This window comes from Achromobacter sp. DH1f (assembly GCF_000633435.1).
Classification (GTDB): Bacteria; Pseudomonadota; Gammaproteobacteria; order Burkholderiales; family Burkholderiaceae_B; genus Achromobacter; species Achromobacter deleyi.
Genome location: NZ_AYMF01000015.1, coordinates 16796 through 33317 on the forward strand (window position 1 = coordinate 16796; position 16522 = coordinate 33317).

At 68.7% G+C, this 16522-nt stretch carries 15 protein-coding genes; 10 read left to right on the forward strand and 5 right to left on the reverse strand.

What is annotated here, in order from left to right:
- Positions 1-71 precede the first annotated feature (71 nt).
- From U858_RS0114590 to U858_RS0114635, 10 genes are all read left to right on the forward strand, one after another.
- Complete coding sequence (locus tag U858_RS0114590; protein ID WP_025137893.1) at positions 72-1550, forward strand: amidase; 1479 nt, start codon at positions 72-74, stop codon at positions 1548-1550.
- A 51-nt stretch (positions 1551-1601) separates the two neighbouring features.
- Positions 1602-1874, forward strand: a complete 273-nt coding sequence (locus tag U858_RS0114595) for an AbrB/MazE/SpoVT family DNA-binding domain-containing protein (protein WP_025137894.1) — start codon at positions 1602-1604, stop codon at positions 1872-1874.
- On the forward strand, positions 1871-2272 hold the full coding sequence (locus tag U858_RS0114600) for a type II toxin-antitoxin system VapC family toxin (RefSeq protein ID WP_025137895.1): 402 nt from the start codon (positions 1871-1873) through the stop codon (positions 2270-2272). Before U858_RS0114595 ends, U858_RS0114600 begins: the two co-directional genes overlap by 4 nt.
- Positions 2273-2619: 347 nt before the next feature.
- On the forward strand, positions 2620-4239 hold the full coding sequence (locus U858_RS0114605) for a methyl-accepting chemotaxis protein (protein WP_025137896.1): 1620 nt from the start codon (positions 2620-2622) through the stop codon (positions 4237-4239).
- A 7-nt stretch (positions 4240-4246) separates the two neighbouring features.
- A complete protein-coding gene (locus U858_RS0114610) occupies positions 4247-4783 on the forward strand; it encodes a chemotaxis protein CheW (RefSeq protein ID WP_025137897.1) in 537 nt (178 codons plus the stop codon).
- A complete protein-coding gene (locus U858_RS0114615; RefSeq protein WP_051593580.1) occupies positions 4780-6183 on the forward strand; it encodes a protein-glutamate O-methyltransferase CheR in 1404 nt (467 codons plus the stop codon). Before U858_RS0114610 ends, U858_RS0114615 begins: the two co-directional genes overlap by 4 nt.
- The gene (locus U858_RS0114620) at positions 6176-6847 is read left to right on the forward strand and encodes a chemotaxis protein CheW (protein ID WP_025137899.1); all 672 of its coding nucleotides are present in this window, start codon (positions 6176-6178) and stop codon (positions 6845-6847) included. The genes U858_RS0114615 and U858_RS0114620 overlap by 8 nt, the downstream gene beginning before the upstream one ends.
- Complete coding sequence (locus U858_RS0114625) at positions 6844-9105, forward strand: hybrid sensor histidine kinase/response regulator (RefSeq protein WP_025137900.1); 2262 nt, start codon at positions 6844-6846, stop codon at positions 9103-9105. Before U858_RS0114620 ends, U858_RS0114625 begins: the two co-directional genes overlap by 4 nt.
- Entirely contained in the window at positions 9102-10118 is a 1017-nt protein-coding gene (locus U858_RS0114630; RefSeq protein ID WP_025137901.1) for a chemotaxis response regulator protein-glutamate methylesterase, read from the forward strand. The genes U858_RS0114625 and U858_RS0114630 overlap by 4 nt, the downstream gene beginning before the upstream one ends.
- 36 nt (positions 10119-10154) lie before the next feature.
- Positions 10155-11168, forward strand: a complete 1014-nt coding sequence (locus U858_RS0114635; RefSeq protein WP_025137902.1) for a PleD family two-component system response regulator — start codon at positions 10155-10157, stop codon at positions 11166-11168.
- 87 nt (positions 11169-11255) lie between these two features.
- Here U858_RS0114635 and U858_RS0114640 read toward each other — a convergent pair whose 3' ends face one another.
- The 5 genes from U858_RS0114640 to U858_RS0114660 all read right to left on the reverse strand — a co-directional run bounded on the left by U858_RS0114640 (position 11256) and on the right by U858_RS0114660 (position 16348).
- Positions 11256-12905, reverse strand: coding sequence for an iron ABC transporter permease (locus U858_RS0114640; RefSeq protein WP_025137903.1), 1650 nt, complete (start codon positions 12903-12905; stop codon positions 11256-11258).
- A 41-nt stretch (positions 12906-12946) separates the two neighbouring features.
- Complete coding sequence (locus U858_RS0114645) at positions 12947-13876, reverse strand: ABC transporter substrate-binding protein (protein ID WP_198529725.1); 930 nt, start codon at positions 13874-13876, stop codon at positions 12947-12949.
- A 43-nt stretch (positions 13877-13919) separates the two neighbouring features.
- The gene (locus U858_RS0114650; protein WP_025137905.1) at positions 13920-14633 is read right to left on the reverse strand and encodes an ABC transporter ATP-binding protein; all 714 of its coding nucleotides are present in this window, start codon (positions 14631-14633) and stop codon (positions 13920-13922) included.
- Positions 14630-15748: a porin gene (locus tag U858_RS0114655; protein ID WP_025137906.1), complete on the reverse strand. Its 1119-nt coding sequence runs from the start codon at positions 15746-15748 to the stop codon at positions 14630-14632. The genes U858_RS0114650 and U858_RS0114655 overlap by 4 nt, the downstream gene beginning before the upstream one ends.
- A 120-nt stretch (positions 15749-15868) precedes the next feature.
- Positions 15869-16348, reverse strand: a complete 480-nt coding sequence (locus U858_RS0114660; RefSeq protein WP_029953882.1) for an Lrp/AsnC family transcriptional regulator — start codon at positions 16346-16348, stop codon at positions 15869-15871.
- Between the last annotated feature and the right edge of the window lie 174 nt (positions 16349-16522).

Genomic DNA, 16522 nt, shown 5'->3' on the forward strand with positions numbered 1-16522 from the left:
CACTAGCCTGATCGCAAGCCGCACAGCAGGCCAGACAGCCGGCGCAACAGCCGCCCCAAGAGGAGACCACGATGCAACACCACACCCCCCCGGCCGCGCCCCTGGGCCGCCTGAACGATATTGTCGCCATGCCCGCGCATGCGCTGTCGGACGCGATCCGTCAGCGCCGGGTGTCTTGTCGCGAGGTCATGTCGGCCTATCTGCAGCACATCGACGCGGTCAACCCGCAGCTGAACGCCATCGTGGCGCGGCGCGATGCCGACGAGCTGCTGCGTGAAGCCGACGAACGCGACGCGCAACTGGCGGCGGGGCAGTGGCTGGGCTGGTTGCATGGCCTGCCGCAGGCGCCTAAGGACCTGACCGCCGTGCGCGGCATGGTCACGTCGATGGGGTCGCTGGTCTACAAAGACCATGTGTCGCCGCACGACTCCATCCTGGTCGAACGCATGCGCGCGGCGGGCGCGATATTCATCGGCCGCAGCAATGTGCCGGAATTCGGCCTGGGGTCGCACACCTACAACCAGGTCTATGGCACCACCCTCAATCCCTACGACCGGTCCCGCACGGCCGGCGGCAGCAGCGGCGGCGCGGCGGCGGCCCTGGCCGCGCGCCTGTTGCCGGTGGCCGACGGCAGCGATTTCGGCGGCTCGCTGCGCAACCCGGCGGCGTTCTGCAACGTCTACGGGATGCGGCCGTCGGCCGGGCGCGTGCCTTACGGGCCGTCCAACGAGGTGTTTCTCAAGCAGCTGTCTTACGAAGGCCCCATGGGCCGCACGCCGCGCGACGTGGCGCGCATGCTGTCGGTGATGGCCGGACCCGATGCGCGGGTGCCGCTGTCGCTGGGCGACGATCCGGCCGTGTTCGCGCAGCCGCTGGATGCCGACCTGCGCGGCACGCGCATCGGCTGGCTGGGCGACTGGAACGGCTATCTGCCGATGGAGCCGGGCATTCTTGAACTGTGCGAACAGGCGCTGTCCGGCCTGCAAGCCGTGGGCTGCGAGGTCGACGCTTACCGCGTGCCGTTCGACCCGGCGCGGCTGTGGCGCATCTGGCTGGCGCATCGCCACCTGATGGTGGGCGGGCAGTTCCACGGCCTGGTGCGCGACCCCGAGACGCGCAAGCTGGTCAAGCCCGCGCTGATCTGGGAAGTCGAAGGCCTGGACGGCATGACGGCGCACCAGGTGTTCCAGGCCACCGAAGAACGCAGTGCCTGGTACCAGACGGTGCTGGCCATGTTCCAGGACGTCGATTTCCTGGCGGTGCCCACGGCCCAGGTGTTCCCGTTCGACGCGCAGCTGGACTGGCCCAAGGAAATTGCCGGCCGCAGCATGGACACCTATCACCGCTGGATGGAAACCGTGACGCCCTGGACGCTGGCCGGCTGCCCGGTGATCAGCGTGCCGGTGGGCTTTGGCGCGGCCGGGCTGCCCATGGGCATGCAACTGATCGGGCCGCCGCGCGGCGACCTGGCGGTGCTGCGGCTGGCGCATGCTTATGAGCAGGTGCGCGACTGGGTGGGCGAGCGATCGCCGCAGGGTTTGTGGGAGTAGGCGGGTGGCATATACACTTTGGCATATGCAACTCCGAGGGAGAGCAATTCCATGGCGATTTCCAAACCGGCCTCCCGGCCCCGCGAGGCCAAGCTGTTTCGCAACAACCGCAGCCAGGCGGTGCGCATCCCGGCTGAATTCGAATTGCCGGGTGATCGGGTGCTGATCCGGCGCGATGGCGCGCGGCTCATCCTCGAACCGTTGTCGGGTCCGACCAACCTCGTGGAACTGCTGGCGCAGTGGCGCCAGGAAGCGCCGCTGGGGCTGGACGATCAACTTCCGGAGATCGACGACACACCGCCGCGCCCCGAGGACATGCTGTGAGCGGCTATCTGCTGGATACCGACATCATCAGCGCGCTCTTGCGCGAGCCCGACGGGAGGGCGGCCCGGCACGTCGCCCGGGTCGGCCACCATGACCTGTGCACCAGCGTCATCGTCGCCGCCGAATTGCGCTATGGCTGCGCCCGCAAAGGGTCTGCCCGGTTGCAGGCGCGCGTCGAGCGCTTGCTGGACACGATTCCCATCCTGCCCGTGGATGCGCCGATCGACACTGAATACGGCGGCATCCGCGCCGAACTGGAGGCGGCGGGGCACACCCTCGGCGGCAACGACCTGCTGATCGGCGCCCACGCCCGCGCGCTGGGCCTGACTCTGGTGACCGGCAATACTCGTGAATTCGCGCGTATCCGCGGCCTGGCGCTGGAAAACTGGCTGCTCTGACAGCGCTTGGCCAGGCGCCAGCGGCTCGGCTCGGGCCCCGGACTCAAGTTTTTTCGCGGGGCGTTTCACGCGTACAGCCCGACGCCAATTGCCAGGCGCCGGGTACGCGTTGTCACAGTAAAAGACAAGCCCTTGTAAGAGAGCTTTGCTTTTTCCCGACGAACCGCGGCCGGTTTACGGGGTTTCCCCTGTTTTTTCGTGGCTGAGTGGCCGCGCCTTTGCAATAATTGTTGATTATTCCCACATCCCGTCATGAACGGGCGGCCGGCGCGCCGACAACGTGCGCCGCCAGCATCGACCGCGCCGACCCGGGCGTTGGCGAGCCGATACTGCACAAAGGTCCTGGTATGAAGAATCTGACACTACGCGAACGCATCATCGCCAGCTTCCTGGTCATCCTGGCCATCATGGCGCTGATGGTGGTGGTCGACTACCAGCGGCTGCTGCAGGTCGAGGCCGAGGCCAAGTCGATCAACACCGATGCCGTGCCGGGCATCTACTACAGCACCTCGATCCGCTCGTCGTGGTTTGCCGGTTTCGTGGCGGTGCAGGATGCGTTCAATAGCGACACCGACCAGGAACGCCGCGCCGGCCTGGCCGCGCTGCCCAAGAACGACCAGCAACTGCAAGACAATATCGAGCAGTACCGCCGCACCGTCGTGCGCGGCGACGACGAGCGCATGTTCAACGAGTTTGAAAAGGCGCTGCAGACCTACATGCGCATCCGCGCCGAGATCCTGGACCCGGCGATGCAGAACGACCCGGTGCGTGCGCAGGCCAAGATCAAGTCCGACCTGCGTCCGGCGTTCTATATCGGTCGCGATGTGCTGGCCCAGATGGTGGCGGCCAACAAGCTGCAGGCCGACGAGTCCGCGATCAGCATCCAGAAGGCCGTGGACAAGGCCGAGGTCGGCATGCTGGTGTCGCTGGGGCTGGCCGTCGTGGCCGCGATCATCTGCGGCATTCTGCTGCTGCGCGCCATCGTCAACCCCATGAGCGCCATCGTCAAGACGCTGGAAGCCACCGGCGGCGGCGACCTGACGCGCCGCCTGACGCTGGCCCGCAAAGACGAATTCAACGCCATCGAAGGCGGCTTCAATGGCATGGTGGACGAACTGACCGGCTTGGTCGGCAAGACCCAGCGGTCGGCCGTGCAGGTGGCCACGTCGGTGACGGAAATCGCGGCGACGTCCAAGCAGCAACAGGCCACGGCGTCGGAAGTGGCCGCCACCACCACCGAGATCGGCGCGACCTCGCGTGAGATCTCGGCGACCTCGCGCGAACTGGTGCGTACGATGACGGAAGTGTCCAGCGCCGCCGAGCAGACGGCCTCGCTGGCCGGCAGCGGCCAGGTGGGCCTGGCGCGCATGGAAGACACGATGCGCAACGTAGTCGGCGCGGCCGGCTCGGTCAACGCCAAGCTCGCCATCCTGAACGAGAAGGCCGGCAATATCACGCAAGTGGTCACTACTATTACGAAGGTGGCTGACCAGACCAACCTGCTGTCGCTGAACGCGGCCATCGAAGCCGAGAAGGCCGGCGAGTACGGCCGCGGCTTCGTGGTGGTGGCGACCGAGATCCGCCGCCTGGCGGACCAGACGGCCGTGGCCACCTACGACATCGAACAGATGGTGCGCGAGATCCAGTCGTCGGTATCGGCCGGCGTGATGGGCATGGACAAGTTCTCGGAAGAAGTGCGCCGCGGCATGGCCGACATGCAGCAGGTGGGCGACCAGCTGTCGCAGATCATCCAGCAGGTGCAGACGCTGGCGCCGCGGGTGCAGATGGTCAACGAAGGCATGCAGGCGCAGGCGACCGGCGCCGAACAGATCAACCAGGCGTTGCAGCAACTGAGCGACGCCGCCCAGCAGACGGTGGAGTCGCTGCGCCAGTCCAGCCTGGCGATCGAGGAATTGACGCTGGTGGCCAACGACCTGCGCAGCGGCGTATCGCGCTTCAAGGTCTGAGGCGGCCATGCCCGACCTTGCTCCGATCCCGCCCGCGGCGGCCGGCCATGCCGGCGCACGGCGCCGCTTGTACCTGCTGTTTCGCATCGGCGCGGACCGCTATGCGCTGGATGCGGCCGACGTGGTCGAGGTGCTGGGCATGCGCGCGTTCAAGCAGGTGCCCGGCACGCCGCCCTGGGTGGCCGGCATGTTCGACTGCCGCGGCGCGGCCGTGCCGGCCATCGACCTGAGCGCCCTGGCGGGCGTGGGCGACGCGGTGATGGTGACCAGCACCCGGCTGGCGCTGGTGCGCTACCGGCCCGACGGCCAGGGCGAGGCGCGCCTGTTGGGGCTGATCCTGGAGCAGGCGACCGAAACCGTGCACTATGATCCGGCCGCGTTCCAGCCCGCCGGGCTGGATACGCCGGCCGCGCGCTATCTGGGGCCGGTGTTGAGCGATGCGCGCGGCATGGTGCAGGCCGTGAGGGTGGCGGACCTGTTGCCCGAGCCGGTGCGCGCGTTGCTGTTTCCCGCCGATGCGGCGCGGGCCGGAGCCCAGCCATGATGCTGGTCGACGATTTCAGCGTGGTGCTCAAGCGCAAGATGGGGCTGGACAGCGGCTCGATCGGCAAGGCGGCCGTTGAACGCGCGGTGCGCCTGCGCATGCAGGCCGTGGGCACGGACGACGAGCAGGATTACCTGATGCGCGTGCAGACCTCGCCGGCCGAGATGCAGCAGCTGATCGAGGCCGTGATCGTGCCGGAGACCTGGTTCTTCCGCTATCCGGAATCGCAGGCCGCGATGGCGGCGCTGGCGCGCGAACGGCTGTTCGGGACGGGGGGCGCGGCGTCAGCGGCCCAGGCTGCGGCCGCCGCGCTGGCGACGTCCGTTCCGGCTGCATCGGTAGCCAGCGCACCGTCGGACGCACGGGTGCTGCGCGTATTGAGCGTGCCCTGTTCCAGCGGTGAAGAGCCGTATTCCATTGCGATGGCGCTGCTCGATGCCGGCGTGCCGGCCACGCGTTTCCAGGTCGATGCGGTGGACATCAGCGAACGCATGGTCGAGTTCGCCCGGGGCGGGCGCTATGGCCGCAATTCGTTCCGGGGCGACGATCTGTCGTATCGCGACCGCTATTTCACCGAAACTGCCGACGGCCACCAATTGGCCGCCCATGTCATGGGGCGCGTGCGCTTCCTGGCGGGAAACCTGTTCGATGCCCACCTGCTGCAGCACACGGTGCCCTACGATTTCGTGTTCTGCCGCAACCTGCTGATCTATTTTGACGCCGCCACGCAGGAACGCGCCGTGGCGGTGCTGCGCCGCTTTGCCCGGCGCGACGGCATCCTGTTCGTCGGGCCGGCCGAAACCAGCCTGCTGACGGCGCGGCGCTTGCCCGCCGTGCCGATGGCACGGGCGTTTGCGTTCCGCGCCGAACCCGCGCCGCCCGTTGAAAACGCCGCGCCCACGTCGCCGGCCTGGACGGCGCCGCCGCCGGCGCCACGGCCCGCCGCGCGGACGCATGGCCACGGCCACGCGCCTATCCGCGCGGCCGACGCGCGCGGGGTGCAGGCAATGCCGACGATGCCCGCCCTGTCCGCGGGCAATCCCTTGTCGGCCAGCGTGGGGGCGGCTTCGGCGCACGCCGCCCAGGACCCCGACGCCTCGCTGCGGGGCATCGCCGCGCTGGCCGACCAGGGCCGCGTGGCCGAGGCCATGACGCAATGCCGCGCCCACCTGGAGCGCCACGGCGCCAGCGCCGAGGCGCTCTATCTGCTGGGCCTGCTGCAGGACACCGAAGGCGATGCCCGCCAGGCCCAGGCCGCCTACCGCAAGGCGCTGTACCTGGACCCGACCCACCGCGAGGCGCTGCTGCACCTGGCCGCGCTGATCGCGTCCGAGGGCGACGACGAAGGCGCCCGCCGCTTGCAGGCGCGCGCCGCACGCCAGGAGGCCCGCCGTGACTGACGCATTGGCCAGGCTGTCCGAAGTGGACGATTGCTGGAACCGCATCGGCATCCGCGGCGATAAAAGCTGCGAACGCCTGCCGGAACACGTGCACTGCCGCAACTGTCCGGTGTACGCCGCGGCGGCCAAGCGCATCCTGGACCGGCTGCCGCCGCAAGCGGCCGCCCATGTCGAGGACGTGACGGCCGCACTGGCGGGGCAGGCGCGCCTGTCGTCGCTGCTGGTGTTTCGCCTGCGCAATGAATGGCTGGGCCTGCCCACCAAGGCGCTCGATGAAGTGGCCAGCACCCGCGCTATCCTGACGCTGCCGCACCGCCGCGACCCGGCGGTGCTGGGCGTGACCAACGTGCGCGGCACCCTGACGGTGTGCGTGTCGCTGGCGCGGTTGCTGGGGCTGGACGCCACGGCGGCGGATGGCGGCCGCGACAGGCCGGCGGCGGCGCGCATGCTGATCTTCGGCGGCGCGGGCCGCGCGGTGGTGCTGCCGGTCGACGAGGTCGAAGGCATTCATTCGGTGGACCTGGACGCGCTGGGGGCCTTGCCCGCCACGGTCGAGGGTGCCAGCCTGAAATATTCGCGCGGCGTAGTCCGCTGCGGCGCCCGCAGCGTGGGCGTATTGGACGAAACCCTGTTGATGCAAGCCTTGGAACGGAGCCTGGCGTGAACCCGGACCAGATGCGCGACGCCTCGCTGCTGGAACTGTTCCAGCTGGAAACCCGCAATCAGGTGCAGGTGCTGAACAACGGCCTCTTGGCGCTGGAGCACGACCCGACGTCGGCGCCCCAGCTCGAGGCCTGCATGCGCGCCGCGCATTCGCTCAAGGGCGCAGCTCGCATCGTCGACCTGCATCCGGCAGTGCGCATCGCGCATGCCATGGAAGACTGCCTGGTGGCCGCGCAGGAAGGGCGGCTGCGTTTGCAGGCCGCCGATATCGATGCGCTGCTGCTGGGCGCGGACCTGTTGCAGCGCGTGGCCACGCCCGGCGCCGAACTCGGCAGCGAGATCGACGACCTGGTGGCCCGCCTGTCCAATGCGCCCAATGCGCCGCCCGCCGCGCCGGTGGTCGAACGCGCGCCCCGGCCGTCCGACTTCCTGCCGCCTATCCAGCGGCCGGACGATCCACCGCCACCGCCGCCGCCCGCGCGCCGCGTGTCGGACCAGGCGCTGGGCGAGGGCGAACGGGTGCTGCGCGTCACGGCCGACACGCTCAACAAGCTGCTGGGCCTGTCCAGCGAGACCCTGGTCGAATCGCACTGGATCGCGCCGTTCAGCGCATCCATGCTGCGGCTGCGGCGGTTGCAATCGGGCGCCGGCCAGGCCCTGGACAGCCTGCGCGCCTCGCTGGCCGGGGCGCACCTGGACGCCCGCAGCCAGGCCGCGCTGGACGACGCCCAGCGCATCGTCGAAGCCTGCCAGCAGGAACTGACGCAGCGCGCCAGCGAGGTCGATGAATTCGGCTGGCGCATGGGCCACCTGGCGCAGCGCCTGTACGACACGGCGCTGGCCTGCCGCATGCGGCCGTTTGGCGACGGCGTGGGCGGCATGGCGCGCATGGTGCGCGACCTGGGCCGCTCGCTGGGCAAGCAGGTGCGCCTGGAAATCGACGGCGACACCACCCAGGTCGACCGCGACATCCTGGACAAGCTCGATGCCCCGCTGATGCACCTGTTGCGCAACGCGGTGGACCACGGCATCGAGATGCCGATGGATCGCCTGGAAGCCGGCAAGTCGCCCGAAGGCCTGATCCGGCTGTCGGCGCGCCACGCGGCCGGCATGCTGCTGATCGAACTGAGCGACGACGGCGGCGGCATTTCGCTGGACCGCCTGCGGGTCGAAGTGGTGCAGCGCAAGCTGACCAACAGCGAGACCGCCGCCCGCCTGAGCGAGGCCGAACTGCTGGAATTCCTGTTCCTGTCCGGCTTCAGCACGCGCGGCGAAGTGACCGAGATCTCGGGCCGCGGCGTCGGGCTGGATGTGGTGCAGACCATGGTGCGGCAGTTGCGCGGCGCCGTGCGCATTCACCAGCAGACGGGGCAGGGCACGCGTTTCGTGCTGGAAATGCCGCTGTCGCTATCGGTGGTGCGCAGCCTGCTGGTCGAGGTGCAGGGCGAGATCTACGCGTTTCCGCTGGCCTATGTCAGCCACGCATTGCAGGTGCGCGCCGAAGACATCGAGCAGCTCGAAGGGCACCAGCATTTCCGCTTCATGGACCGCCAGATCGGCCTGGTGTCGGCGCGCCAGATCCTGCGGTCGGGCGACCCGGCCCCGGCGGCCGAGACCCTGCCGGTCGTGGTGGTGGGCGACCACGACAAGCTCTACGGCATTGCCGTGGACCGCTACGTGGGCGAGCGCACGCTGGTCGTGCAGCCGCTGGACCCGCGCCTGGGCAAGGTGCAGGACGTCATGGCCGGTTCGCTGATGGACGACGGCACGCCGCTGCTGATCCTGGACGTCGAGGACATGCTGCTGTCGGTGCAGAAGCTGGTCGAAGGCGGGCGCTTGACCCGCGTGGACGGCGGCGGCCCGGTGGCGCAGGCGCGGCGCCGCAAGCGCGTGCTGGTGGTGGACGATTCGCTGACCGTGCGCGAACTGGAACGCAAGCTGCTGCTGAACCGCGGATTTGACGTGGCGGTGGCGGTCGACGGCATGGACGGCTGGAACATGCTGCGCAACGAGCCTTTCGACCTGGTGGTGACTGACGTGGACATGCCGCGCATGGACGGCATCGAGCTGGTCACGCGCATCAAGGCTGACCCCAAGTTGCAAAGCCTGCCGGTGATGGTAGTGTCTTACAAAGATCGCGAAGAGGACAGACGGCGGGGCCTGGATGCCGGCGCCGACTATTACCTCGCCAAGGGCAGCTTCCACGACGACGCCCTGCTGGACGCCGTCGAAGACCTGATCGGAAAGGCGCGAACGTGAGAATCGGCATCGTCAACGATCTGCAGATGGCCGTCGAAACCCTGCGGCGTGTCATCGCCTTGGAACCCGGGCTGGAAGTCGCCTGGGTTGCCGCCAATGGCCAGGAGGCCCTGGAACGCTGCGCCCAGGACCGTCCCGACGTGGTGCTGATGGACCTGATCATGCCCGTCATGGACGGGGTCGAGGCCACCCGCCGCATCATGGCCGAAAGCCCGTGCGCCATCGTGGTGGTCACGGTGGACGTGGCCCGCCATACCGCCCGGGTGTTCGACGCCATGGGCTATGGCGCGCTGGACGCGGTGGACACCCCGGTGGTGGGCAGCGCCGATCTGCGCACGGCGGCCGCGCCCTTGCTGCGCAAGATCCGCAACATCGGCTGGCTGATCGGCCGCTACGGCAACAACCGCACGGCGCTGTCGCCGGTGGCCCGCAGCGCGACGCAGGCAGGGCCGTCGCAGGGCCTGCTGGTGATCGGCGCCTCGGCCGGCGGCCCGGCCACGCTGGCGCAGCTGCTGCGCGATCTGCCCGTCACGTTTCCCGCCGGCATCGTGCTGGTGCAGCATGTGGACGCCTCGTTCGCCGCCGGCATGGCCGATTGGCTCAACGACCAGGTGACGCTGCCGGTGCGGCTGGTGCGCGAGGGCGAGCGCCCCACGCCCGGGCAGGTACTGCTGGCCGGCACCGACGACCATCTGCACCTGGTGGCGGATGGTACGCTGCGGTACACCGAGAATCCCAAGGAAAGCCTGTACCGTCCCTCAATTGATGTATTTTTCCATAGCGTGGCGCAGCATTGGCGCGGCCCGGCGGTCGGCGTGCTGCTGACCGGCATGGGGCAGGACGGGGCGCGCGGCCTGAAGGCGCTGCGCGAGCGCGGCTGCCTGACCATTGCCCAGGACCAGGCGACCAGCGCGGTCTATGGCATGCCCAAAGCGGCGGCGGCCTTGCAGGCCGCCGTTGAAATCCGCCCATTGGATAAGATTGCACCCCGTTTGATCCAGGCGTTTGCCTGACCCGGCGGATACAGCGAGAAATCAAGGAAAGACACTATGCACCCTCCCATTGACAGCCCGGCGTCGGCGGACCTGAATTCGCACGCGGCCATGGTATTGCTGGTCGACGACCAGGTAATGGTCGGCGAGGCCATCCGCAGGGCCCTGGCCACGGAGGGCAACATTGACTTCCATTATTGTTCGGACCCCTACAAGGCCCTGACCGTCGCGATCCAGACGCGGCCCACCGTGATCCTGCAGGACCTGGTGCTGCCGGGCGTGGACGGCCTGAGCCTGGTGCAGGAATACCGCGGCCATCCGGTGACGCGCGACATTCCCATCATCGTGCTGTCCACCAAGGAAGACCCGGCCATCAAGAGCGCGGCGTTTGCGGCCGGCGCCAACGACTACCTGGTCAAGCTGCCCGATTCGATCGAACTGGTGGCCCGCATCCGCTACCACTCGCGCTCGTACCTGGCGATGGTGCAGCGCGACGAGGCCTACCAGGCCCTGCGCCAGAGCCAGCAGCAGTTGCTGGAAAGCAATATGGAACTGCGCCGCCTGACCAATTCCGACGGCCTGACGGGCCTGGGCAACCGCCGCTATTTCGACGAATACCTCAACGCCGAATGGCTGCGCGCGCGCCGCGACGGCCGCGAGATCAGCATGCTGATGATCGACGTGGACCACTTCAAGTCCTACAACGACACCTACGGCCACATTGCCGGCGACGAAGCCCTGAAACGCGTGGCCAACACCATCTTCGCCAGCTGCGACCGGTCCACCGACCTGGCGGCGCGTTTTGGCGGCGAGGAATTCGCGCTGGTGCTGCCGGGCACGCCGGCGGGCAGCGCGCGCCTGGCCGCCGAAAAGCTGCGCCGTGCGGTGGAAGCGATGCAGATTCCGCAAAAGGATGCAGGCGGCGGCCCGTGGCTGACCGTCAGCGTGGGCACTGCCACGGCTGTGCCGGTGGCCGACCAGCCTTGCACCGACCTGATCCAGGTGGCCGACCGCGGGCTGTACCAGGCCAAGCGCCAGGGCCGCAACCGGGTGGTGCAGGGGCAGATGTAATTCAGCAAGCGGCCCCGGCGTTGTGCGGAGCCTGCGCGCGGGGCCGTGCCTGTGCAAGGCACGGCCCCGCGGCGCTCCAGGCCGGCCTTATTGCCGCCGCCCGATCAGCGTGGCCGCCAGCATCAGCGTCAGGCTGACCGCCACGGCCACTGCGGCCATGGCCATGCCTTCGCCCACCGACCCCTGTTCGAACTGCCGCCAGACGAAGATCGACACCGTCTGCACGCCGGCCGGCGCCAGCAGCAGCGAGGTGACCAGTTCGCGCGAGGCCACGGCAAACACCATCAGCATCGACGCGGCCAGGCCCGGTAGCACCAGCGGCAGCACGATGCGGCGCAGCGCCGCCGCGGCGCTGGCGCCGTGCACCCGCGCGGCCGCTTCGAGGTTGGCGCCGATCTGCGACAGCGCCGCGCTGACGTAGCGCACGGGGTAGGGCAGCAGCAGGCAGGTGTACGACAGCAGCAGAATGCCCCAGGTGCCGTAGGGCGACGCGGGCCAGAACGGCTGGTTCCAGGCCAGGATCAGCCCCACGCCCACCACCACGCCGGGCAGGGCGGCGGGCAGCAGCGCCAGCGCATCGATGACGGCGGCGCCCGGCACATGCCGGCCCGCCACGCACCACGCGGCAAGCAATCCCACAGCGCCGGCCGCCAGCGCGGTGCCGCTGGCCAAGAAGAGGCTGGTGGACAGCGCCTGCCAGGCTTCGCCGCCGGTCTGGAACAGGGCCGCGAAATTGGCCAGGGTCAGGTTGGCCGGCGACAGGCCTGCCGAGACGTGGCGCGTCAAGGCGGCGGCCAGCATCGAGGCCAGGGGGGCCGCGACGGCCACCAGCGCGACGGCGGCGAACAGGCCCAGCACCGGCCAGCGCCAGGGGCCGAGTTGGCCGCGCGCCAAGGGGGCGGGCTTGCCCGTGGTGGTTTCGAAGCCGCGTCCGGCCACCAGCGCGCGCTGCACCGCGTAGGCCGTCAACGCCAGCGCCACCAGCACCATCGACAGCAGCGCGGCGCCGGGCAGGTCGATGGGCCAGTCCGCCAGGCGCCGCTCGATGGCGGTCGTCATGACGCTGACGCCGGCCTGCGAGCCCAGCGCGGCGGGCACGCCGTATTCCTCGATGGCCAGCGTGAAGGCCAGCAGCAGGCTGGCCGCAATGGCCGGCAGCGCCAGCGGCAGGGTGACGCGCACGAAGGCCCGCCAGGGCCCGGCGCCGAACACGCGCGCCACGTCCGCCAGCCGGGCGCCGGTGGCGGCCATGCTGCGGGACACGGCGAAATACACCACCGGGAAGATCGCCAGCCCCATGGCCAGCGTCACGCCCGTCGGGGAAAACAGCAGCGGACCCAGGTTGAAACCGGCCAGTTGTTCCAGGTAGCCGCGCGGTTGCAGCGCCATGGTCCAGGACAGCGCGGCGATGTAGGGCGGTAGCAGGAACGGCACCAGGAACAGCAGGTCCCAGAGCCGCGCCAGCGGCACCTGGAACAGGCCGCGCAAGGCGCCCAGCGGAATGCCGATCGCGGCGCTCACGGCCGCCACGCCCAAGCCCAGCTTGAGGGTGCCGCCGACCAGGGTCAGCGCTGCCGGGGTCGCCAGGGTCGCGGCCCAGGCGCCGAAGGGGTTGCGCAGCGACCCTTCGGCCAGGTGGGGAAAGATGGCCTGCAGTGCGACAAAGGCCATCGGCAGGGCGACGAGCACGCCCAGGGCGGCCACGGTGATGGCCGCCAGGATGAAGACGCTTTTCATGGTGGGGATGGGGATGCCGGGCGGGCCGGCATCCCGGCCTGTCAGTGTTGGCCGAACAGGCGGGCGAACCGCGCCAGCACCTCGGCGCGGTTGGCGCCGGGCGCGGTCTCGGGCAGCAGCGCCAGGTCCTTGAACAGGGGCCGTTTGCCGGCCACGTCCTGGCGCGCGGGCATCAGCCAGGCGTCGGCGACGGCGCGCTGGCCGTCTTCGGACAGCACGTAGTCGATGAACTTGCGTGCGTCGTCGGGCGCCTTGGTGGTCTTCAGGATCATCATCGGGCGCGGTGCGATGGCGGTGCCGCTGGACGGGAAGATGACCTTGATGGATTCGCCCTTTTCGACGCTGGCGTACGACACATAGTCGACCGCGCCGAACACTGCCGCCTTGGCGCCTTGCAGCACCGGCGTCAGCGCCTGGGCGTTGGGGCCCGAGATCGTCATGCCGTTGTCGCGCAGCGTTTCAAAGAGCTTCCAGGCGGCTTCGCCCTGGGCGCTTTGCAGGCCCAGCAGCAGGTCCAGCGAGGCGCCGGACAGCGCCGGGTCGGGCGTGGTGACGGCCTGCTTGAACTGCGGGCCGGTCAGGTCGGACCAGTCGCGCGGCTCGGGCGTGCCGCTGCGCGAATTCCAGACGATGCCCAATGCGGAAATGCCCTGCGCGACGTAGGTCGGGGTCTTGAAGCGCGCCGGCACCTGGGCGGCGTTGGGGCTGTCATAGGCGAGCAGCCAGCCGCGCTGGTCCAGGTCTTGCGCGGTGTCCCACGAGGCCGAGATCAGCACGTCGGCGCGCGGGTTCGCGGCCTCGGCTTCCAGGCGCGCCATCACCTTGCCGGTGGTGGCCTGGAACACGTCGACCTTGATGCCGGTCTTTTCCTGGAAGCCCGCGGCCAATTGCTTGATCAGGCCGCCGGGGCCCGCGGTGTAAACGGTAAGCGCCTTGGCCTGGCCCGAGGCCAATCCGAACGAAAGCGTCATAAAGAACGTAGCGAGTAGTTTTGAAAGGGGTGCGTGGGGCATTTTAGGCAGAGTCCTGGGGTTTGGACATGACAAGGTCGGCGATGCGGCCGTGCGCCATGCGGGCGATCGTGTGCGCCAGGGCATGGGCTTCCTCGTGGTCGTGGGTGACATAGACGGCGGTGGTGCCAAGCCGGCGCAGCAGCGCGCCGATCTCGACGCAGAGCGATTCGCGCAGGGCCCGGTCCAGGTTGGACAGCGGCTCGTCGAACAGCAGCACGCGCGGCCGCGCCACGATGGCGCGGGCCAGCGCGACGCGCTGCTGCTGGCCGCCGGACAGGTCCGACGGGCGGCGAGTGGCGTGCTCGTGCAGGCCGACCAGGGCCAGGGCTTCCTGCACCCGGGCGGGCCGCTCGCGCCGCGGCACGCCGCGCATTTCCAGCGGGAAGGCGACGTTCTGCGCCACGCTCAGGTGCGGCCACAGGGCGTAGTCCTGGAACACCATGCCCAGGCCGCGGCGTTCCGGCGGCTCGTGGCGCTGCGCGTCGCAGACGGTGGCGCCGCCGAAGTCGATGCGGCCGGACTGCGGCCGCAGCAAGCCCGCCAGGGCCTTGAGCAGGGTGCTCTTGCCGCAGCCCGACGGGCCGAGCAGCGCCAGGACGGTGCCCGCGGGCACGTCCAGGTCGACGCCGTCCAGCACGGTGTGGCCGTTGAAGGCGTGCCGCAGGCCGCGCACGGCGATCGCCGTGCCGCCCGCGGTAGGATCAAGCGCGCTCAAAACCGGTGCCGCAGGCCAATGTTCAGGCCGAACTGGTTCTTGCCCGGCTCGACGTTGGCGCCGTACTTGCCGCCGATGACGCTCTGCGACGACTTGTCGTCGTTGACCGCGTAGGCCGCTACCGCATACACCGTGGTGCGCTTGGACAGGTCGTATTCGTTGCCCAGCACGAACATGGTCGACTTCTGGCCGGTGCCCGCGGCTTGCGCGGCGGGGCAGACGGCGTTGTTCATGTCGTCGCACACGGCATCGTCCAGGTGGTACACGGTGAACGACAGGCGGTTGTTCTGCACCGGCAGGTAGGTGAAACCCAGCCAGGTCAGGTTGTTCTTGTAGTTGCGCTGCGTCAGCTTCTGTTCCAGCCAGCGGTAGCCGCCGTACAGCTTGAAGCCGTCGAAGTCGTACGACACGCCGGCCACGATGCGGTCTTCGCGGTTGTCGCTGTTGGCGCCCTTGGCCGGCTTGTCGGCGTTCTTGGAGTGGTACAGCAGGCCGGCGTCCAGGCCGCCGGACTGATAGCGCACGCCGCCGCCGATCATGCGGCCCAGCGTCTTGTCGTCGAACGATTGTTCGTTGTTCCAGCCGAAGCTGTAGTAGCCGCCGACCGAGACGGGGCCGAACTTGCCGACGTACATCACCGCGTTGTCGGTGCGATCCGAGAACGCCGCGTCAGGGCGCTTGATCGAGAAGTTGGCATTGTCGAATGGGTTGTACTTGCTCATCCATTCGATCATCAGCGTGTTGTGGCGGCCCAGCGTCAGGCGGCCCCAGTCCTTGCTGGCCAGGCCCACGTAGGCCTGGCGGCCGAACAGGCGCCCGCCCTGCATGGTGGTGCCGTTGTCGGAATCAAAGCCGTTTTCCAGCACGAACACGGTGGACAGGCCATCGCCCAGGTCTTCGGTGCCGCGCAGGCCCCAGCGCGAACCGCTGAGATTGCCCGTGGCCATGCCGGTCTTGCTGTTGCCGCCCGGACCGTTGTTGACGTATTGCAGGCCGGTGTCGATCAAGCCGTACAGCTGAACCGAGGTGGCGGTGGCCGCCGCCGAGAGGGCGGGGGAGAGAGCGAAGACGGACAGGCAGGCGCCAGCCGCCGCAATGCGGAGAGTCGATTTCATAACAGGAAGTCCTCTTTGGGATTCAATCGGAATCGACACTCTATTTTTCGGTCGCTACAGCTTCATGACACTCCTGGCGGCTGTGGTTTTCCGGTGCAAGGGGGTGCGCCGCGGCAAGCGCTACAGATGCAGCTTGGTCGAAGACTTCACTTCGTGCATCGACAGCGTGCTGAGCAGTTCCTTCACGCCGGGCAGCGTACGCAGGCGGTTGCGCACGAATTCGGAATAGGCGTCGAAGTCGCGCGCCACGATGTGCAGCAGGTAGTCGTGCTGGCCGGTGGTGTTGTGGCAGGCCAGCACTTCGGGCATGGCGGCTACCGAGGCCTCGAAGGCGTGGCAGGTTTTCTCGGTGTGGTTTTCCAGCGAGATGCTGACGAAGGCCACCACCCCCATGCCCAGCGCGCGGCGGTCCAGGATGGCCTGGTAGCCGCGGATGACGCCGGACGTCTCCAGGCGCTTCAAGCGTTTCCAGCAGGGCGAGGCGGACAGCGACACGCGTTCGGCCAGTTCGGCGTTGGACAGGCGGCCATCTTCTTGAAGGATTTTCATGATTTTCCAATCGATCGCGTCAAGTTGATGTAACAAGGCAGTGTCTTTCATGGTTCTGGTGTTATGAGAAACGATATTTCCCATTATCCGATTCCGGCAGTAGAAATGGAAAGAAAATTGTGGCCGGGGCGGCCCATACTCGCTGCATCGCCCGGCGGGCGGCGCTATCGTGTCCGAACGCGCATTGCGCCCGCCAGGTAGGCCGCAATTTCCCCAAAGAGAGGC

Bases quoted from the DNA above. Each gene is read 5' to 3' on its own strand.
- U858_RS0114660 (WP_029953882.1), bottom strand. From the start codon at position 16,348: ATGAAAGACACTGCCTTGTTACATCAACTTGACGCGATCGATTGGAAA.
- U858_RS0114645 (WP_198529725.1), bottom strand. From the start codon at position 13,876: ATGACGCTTTCGTTCGGATTGGCCTCGGGCCAGGCCAAGGCGCTTACC.
- U858_RS0114590 (WP_025137893.1), top strand. From the start codon at position 72: ATGCAACACCACACCCCCCCGGCCGCGCCCCTGGGCCGCCTGAACGAT.
- U858_RS0114635 (WP_025137902.1), top strand. From the start codon at position 10,155: ATGCACCCTCCCATTGACAGCCCGGCGTCGGCGGACCTGAATTCGCAC.
- U858_RS0114605 (WP_025137896.1), top strand. From the start codon at position 2,620: ATGAAGAATCTGACACTACGCGAACGCATCATCGCCAGCTTCCTGGTC.
- U858_RS0114595 (WP_025137894.1), top strand. From the start codon at position 1,602: ATGGCGATTTCCAAACCGGCCTCCCGGCCCCGCGAGGCCAAGCTGTTT.
- U858_RS0114640 (WP_025137903.1), bottom strand. From the start codon at position 12,905: ATGAAAAGCGTCTTCATCCTGGCGGCCATCACCGTGGCCGCCCTGGGC.
- U858_RS0114615 (WP_051593580.1), top strand. From the start codon at position 4,780: ATGATGCTGGTCGACGATTTCAGCGTGGTGCTCAAGCGCAAGATGGGG.
- U858_RS0114610 (WP_025137897.1), top strand. From the start codon at position 4,247: ATGCCCGACCTTGCTCCGATCCCGCCCGCGGCGGCCGGCCATGCCGGC.
- U858_RS0114655 (WP_025137906.1), bottom strand. From the start codon at position 15,748: ATGAAATCGACTCTCCGCATTGCGGCGGCTGGCGCCTGCCTGTCCGTC.